Origin of the sequence: Pelagibacterium sp. (assembly GCF_048264985.1) — a bacterium.
GTDB lineage: Bacteria > Pseudomonadota > Alphaproteobacteria > Rhizobiales > Devosiaceae > Pelagibacterium.
In genome coordinates, this window is the sequence record NZ_JBLXCL010000027.1 from 1 (window position 1) to 5,104 (window position 5,104).

Below are 5,104 nucleotides of genomic sequence, written 5' to 3' on the forward strand. Positions count from 1 at the left end.
GCCAGCAGTGAAAGCACCGATAGCCAGCGCGAGGCCGGTCTTGGCCAGGACGTTATTCATTTTCATTTACAGACTTCCTTTATGTCACTTACGTAAGTGTTTTTAAACGTTTTTACAGGCCACCCGGCCAGTTGATCCATCTGTCAACGAGCTTTTCTTGGCTCTAGAGACGGGGCTGATTCTAGGACATGGATTTTTAACCATGCAAGCGCACCGCAATCAGATTGCCGCTCATTTAACATCACTCAACCCACAAACCGACGGGCGGTTTCAACTGATCGGACAGGCCTGGACCCTGAACGGAGAACGTTCAGCCCGAGCAGGGGCCGGCCTATTATGTGGATAACAGCTGCGGTGTCAAACCTTTACCGTCAACGGAAAGGCATATTTCGTCGCACCCATCATGATCTGCAATGAAATTCTCATCAGGGTTTTGGTTCTGATCTAGATTTTAAAAAAAAGGCCCTCCGGGGGAGGGCCAAAAGGGGGAAACAGATCGAGGAGGGCTCAGGGCATATCCTCGTTTACAGAAACGGCCAGTGGCATCAACTTCAGACGTTCACGAAAAGCCTTGGTAATCGCCTCGGCCTGGCTTCCCTCCTTGATCAGATAGGGGATGATCAACAGCATCAGCTCACTTCGATCCCCGCTGACACTGTCGGTGCGAAACAGATGCCCCAACCAAGGCAGATCACCAAGGATCGGCACTCTTGAATTGCCTTTGCTCTCCGTGTTCGAGATCAATCCGCCGATCAGCACGGAGCTGCCATCCTGCAGGCTCAGGCGAGTCTGCAATGAGCGGCTAAGAATAGTCGGCGAATTGATACTACTGCTTTCAGTCGGCGCAGCCTGACTGACCTCCTGATTAATCTCCAGATCAATCCGACCATCCGAAAAAACGGTGGGAGTCACATCTAGCTGCACTCCCGTCGAGCGGTACTGAACGTCCTGGATAACCCCAGAGGTAACCTCATCACTTGTCGAGGTTCGGCTGATGATGGGAACTTCGCTGCCTACCTTGACCTGGGCATTCTCGCCACTACGAACAAGAATCCTGGGGGTTTGCAGGATCGATACCTTGTCAGTACTGGCGAAAGCATTTAGCGCGAGACGGGTTTGCCCGGAGTTGCTGAGCGAGGTCCAGGTCAAACCACCGGAATCCAGACCGCTTCCCGGCACCCCGCCGCCAAATACGCTCCCGAGATTCCCCACTGCGCCCGCAGCAGAGATTTCACTGAGCGCCCACTCGACACCAAACTTGAGGTTGTCACTTAGCGTGACCTCCGCTACCACGACCTCAACCATTACCTGATCGGGCGCCTGATCCAGCTCGCGGATCAACGGTAGAAGCCGCTGCCACTCGCTTTTCTCACCCCGAAATAGCAGCAGATTGCGCGGCTCGCTAACTACGAACTGCCCGGCATTGACCGCTGCCGGAGTGGTCGTGCGGTCCGCACTTGCAGCGGGGACGGTGCCAGTGGTCGCACGCCCTTGCAAACGCCGATCCTCACTGTCTTCATTACGGGCCGCTCCAGCAGTCGCACCCTGGCCGGACAGCACGCCGTTGAGCGTGACGGCCAGCTGTGCAGCAGCCGTATTGCGCACGCGGTACCAGAATGTCCCCTCCTGATTCTCAGCCAGACCGGTCACTGGCTGATCAAGCTCAAGGGCCCAGCGGCGGACCAATCCAAGCACTTCCTGATCGGGAGCAAAAACAAAAATGCTTTCGAGATCAATAACAGGTATCAGAACAGTGTTACGACCTCGCTCACCGATATCGTAGCCCTGAGCCCCAAGGGTCAAGGTCAATCTTTCGGCCAGCGCCTCGGCACTGGTGTATACGGGGTCAATCCGCAGCGCGAAGCGGCCGCGCATTTGTGGCTGGTCAAGACTATCGAGTACACCGGCAGCATGCTGGACCAGTTCAGGCGGCCCCTGCAGCACCAAGGCACTTCGATTGTTGTCGCGCTGTATCGAGAGGTTCGGCTCACGCTCGAATACTGCTCGCAGCATCGAGTAGGCGTCGGCTGCGCCGAGCACCGAAAGGTCGCGAACCAGTATCACCGGGCGATGGCTCGGCGGCACATTCGGCAGAGCCTTTCCACTGACGATAAGTGGCGGCTGACGAGCCTGATCCTCAGAACCGCCCATGGCAATGGTTAGGAGGTCGCCTTCCTGACGGACCGTCACGCCGTAATCACGTAGCACCGCCCTAGCTATCTCGAACAGACCCTGGCGGTTTCGCGGCTCGGTGACCCTTAGGCTGACCAGGTCCTTTTTGTCCACCAACTCAGGAGCAAGCTTGAAATTTAGTTTCAGTTGATTGGCGAACACCTCATTGATGAAAGCCGGAAGCGTCATGTTGCTGACGCTGACCGTTATATCCGCAGGCTCGTCAGGGGAGAAGATCGTCGCGGCGTCCAGCGGAACAGTGTTGGTTATCACGCCCGGCTGTTGCGGTTGCGGCAAGCTGCGGAACCGTTCACGCTTGATCTGGTCATACGACTGCGCCTGATCGAGGCCACCCAGCTCCCCCTGCCCCGCTACTGGCGGAACATAAAGCGGTTCCGGTGGCACGAGATCTGCCGGCGGCACGACACTGCAGCCCCCGAGAGCCGCAACGCCGATAATGATTGAGAGGCGCCAAGCACGCCTGGCGCGCGAGGTAGCCGCATACAACGCGCTAACTGTGAAATTACAGTACATCTAGTTATCAAAGCTCCTGAGCTTCATCAGGCAAAGGGAACAGCAAAAGGCTGCGCTGCTGCTCGCCGTCCTGAAGCAGGAGACGATCAGGATGTATGCTCGCTATCTTCCAGCGTGTACCTGTAAGCAAATGGCCGATTCCGACATCCACCACATCAGCGCCCTGCTCTACGAGCACGCGCCACTCTCCACCCTGATGTACGATTCCGCGCAACTTCTGGCGAAGAACTTGCGCCTCGGAACCCTCGACGGATTGTTGAGAGCCCTCACCGCCGGCGGATTGATCACCGCCAGGCAACTCACCCCATACTCCAGAGGTGATCAGGTCCTCGGGCTTTACTCGCGCAGGAGTGACCAGCGTATCGAGCTTCCAGTCATCTCGCGGAACTTCGGAGGAGTCGGACAGCGGAACGGCAGGATTAAGCCAGAAAAAAAAAGCGTTGACCAGCAGCAGACCGAGCCCGCCGACAATAAGCAACAGGCGGTTCATTATGTTTCCTCTGGGGGCCCCAAGCGGTACCAGGCAGTAACGTTCAGCCGATACCGCTCTCGCTGCGCATTACTACGATCGATTCGGTCAGACTCTATGATGACAGAAGGCTCATGCCCCTCCAACGCAAATACAAACTGCTGCCAAGCCAAGGGTTTGTAATCGCCTTGCACTTCAGCACGCACCGCAGCAAAAGACTGATCACGCCCGGCAGCGACACTTCGAACCGTGACGCGTTGAACAGGTAGGCCCGCAGCAAGCGCTTCGGCCTGAAGCAAATCGCGCACTGCCGCTTGCGCCGCCCCCTCACTGGGGACCACCCAAAGGCGCTTTCCCAGCTGACTATGAGCATTAATTGCACTATCCGCGCGCTCCAGCCACTGCCGCTGCGAGGCAAGCAACTCCAGATCATTCGCCTCACGCATGGCCACAATGGACGCCTGCATGCGCTCCTCTCGCCAGGCATCCAACTGCTGTACGACGCTGAACAATAGAATCAAGCCGATGAGCAGCGCGCCCATTCGCAGGCGCGGGGTAGCATCCCATTCCGCACGCAAACGCCGAAGTTGTTCATTTAGCTGCGACATCGGTCCCCTTCATCCCTGCTTGAGCTACGGCGCGGTCGTCCAAGCGCAGCCTGACGCTGTAGTGACCCGCCTTGCGCCACGGCTCTACCGTGACGTCTGTGATGCCAGGGCCGGTAAGCGCGCGCACGATGCCCAGCGTATCGCTGACCTGCGCGGCAATGACCATTTCGACACTCCGTTCGACCCGCTCCCAAATGACCACGTCATATTTCATCTCCGCAGGCATCCGACTAGTCACTAACCACTGCGATGCGAGCGATCCAGGCATATCAAACAGGCTGCGCAGCTGCCCGTAGCGAGCAGATTCTCGACGCGCCTCACCCCGAGCGCGGAGCAGATCGGTCGTTGACGCCTGAAGCGCGGCAGAATGGGCGTGGTAGCTTTCTTCCAGCCGCCACCAACGCAGCCCTGCTGTCAGTTGAAGACTGAACGTCAGGACCAACAGAAACCCGACCCCATAGGCGACGGCCTGCCGGTGCATTCGCAGCCATTGCCAGGGCGGCGGGCGTCCCCCGGGCCATGCCGCGGTCAGATGGGAAAGCTGACCAAACGTGAGCGTATCGCTATTGCCGTCGAGCCCCTGCGAGCGCAGGAACCAAGTCAAATCACTTGCCGTCGGCTGCGTCATGTACCAGCGCGAGGCTCGAAGAGTACCCGCCTGCCAGCGCTGTACATCCCAGCCAACTGCGCACGCCCGTGAAATGACACCATCACGGTCACCGCGAGCTAGGAAGATAGTCTCAGGCAGGCGGACGGAACTCTTCAGGCGCAAGTATGCCAGCGGCGACAACCCCGCGCCCGCCAAAGCAGCGTCTACCCGCTCGGCGTCCCAGAGCCACAGCTGAGCCACTCCATCGCGCCATACAACGTAGTGCCCTGTGCGTCCCCAAGGGCTGATGGACTCGATCTGGTGGCCCAGCGCCTGGCGGCGCTGGGCTGAGGGAACGTGAGCCAGATCCACCGAAGCGAAGCGGCAGAGGTCACGCCCGACAACCAACTGGGGCGCGAGACTGTGGCCATCCAATTGCTGTACGCCATTAGCGCAGAGAATAGTTCTTGGCGTGGAAAAGCGGGTGATCAACCTGTTCCACTGGGCGCTCAGCCATTGTTTCACTCAGAGCTACTCTTGAAGACCAATTCAGGATGATCGCAGCACGACCAGGAAGGAGGGCGTCGAATTGTATATCATCGACGTCTGCGGTCATACCGCCCCGCCGCCACCTCCATATACGTATTCCATCTGCAGGCTCTATGCCCGCAAGAAGCTCTTCTCCGTCGGATGCAGCAAGAGCACCGACCTCAACTGCACTGCGAAATGGCC

The 5,104-nt window shown here is 58.3% G+C and carries 4 protein-coding genes; all 4 read right to left on the reverse strand.

Going from position 1 to position 5,104, the window contains the following annotated elements; all coding sequences use genetic code 11:
• Window positions 1-507: 507 nt before the first annotated feature.
• Window positions 508-2,595, reverse strand: coding sequence for a secretin N-terminal domain-containing protein (locus ACN0TA_RS18715; RefSeq protein WP_417585789.1), 2,088 nt, complete (start codon window positions 2,593-2,595; stop codon window positions 508-510).
• A gap of 118 nt (window positions 2,596-2,713) precedes the next feature.
• Window positions 2,714-3,196: a hypothetical protein gene (locus ACN0TA_RS18720; protein WP_417585791.1), complete on the reverse strand. Its 483-nt coding sequence runs from the start codon at window positions 3,194-3,196 to the stop codon at window positions 2,714-2,716.
• Entirely contained in the window at window positions 3,196-3,783 is a 588-nt protein-coding gene (locus tag ACN0TA_RS18725) for a hypothetical protein (RefSeq protein ID WP_417585793.1), read from the reverse strand. Before ACN0TA_RS18725 ends, ACN0TA_RS18720 begins: the two co-directional genes overlap by 1 nt.
• Entirely contained in the window at window positions 3,767-4,897 is a 1,131-nt protein-coding gene (locus ACN0TA_RS18730; RefSeq protein ID WP_417585795.1) for a hypothetical protein, read from the reverse strand. Before ACN0TA_RS18730 ends, ACN0TA_RS18725 begins: the two co-directional genes overlap by 17 nt.
• Window positions 4,898-5,104: the final 207 nt, after the last annotated feature.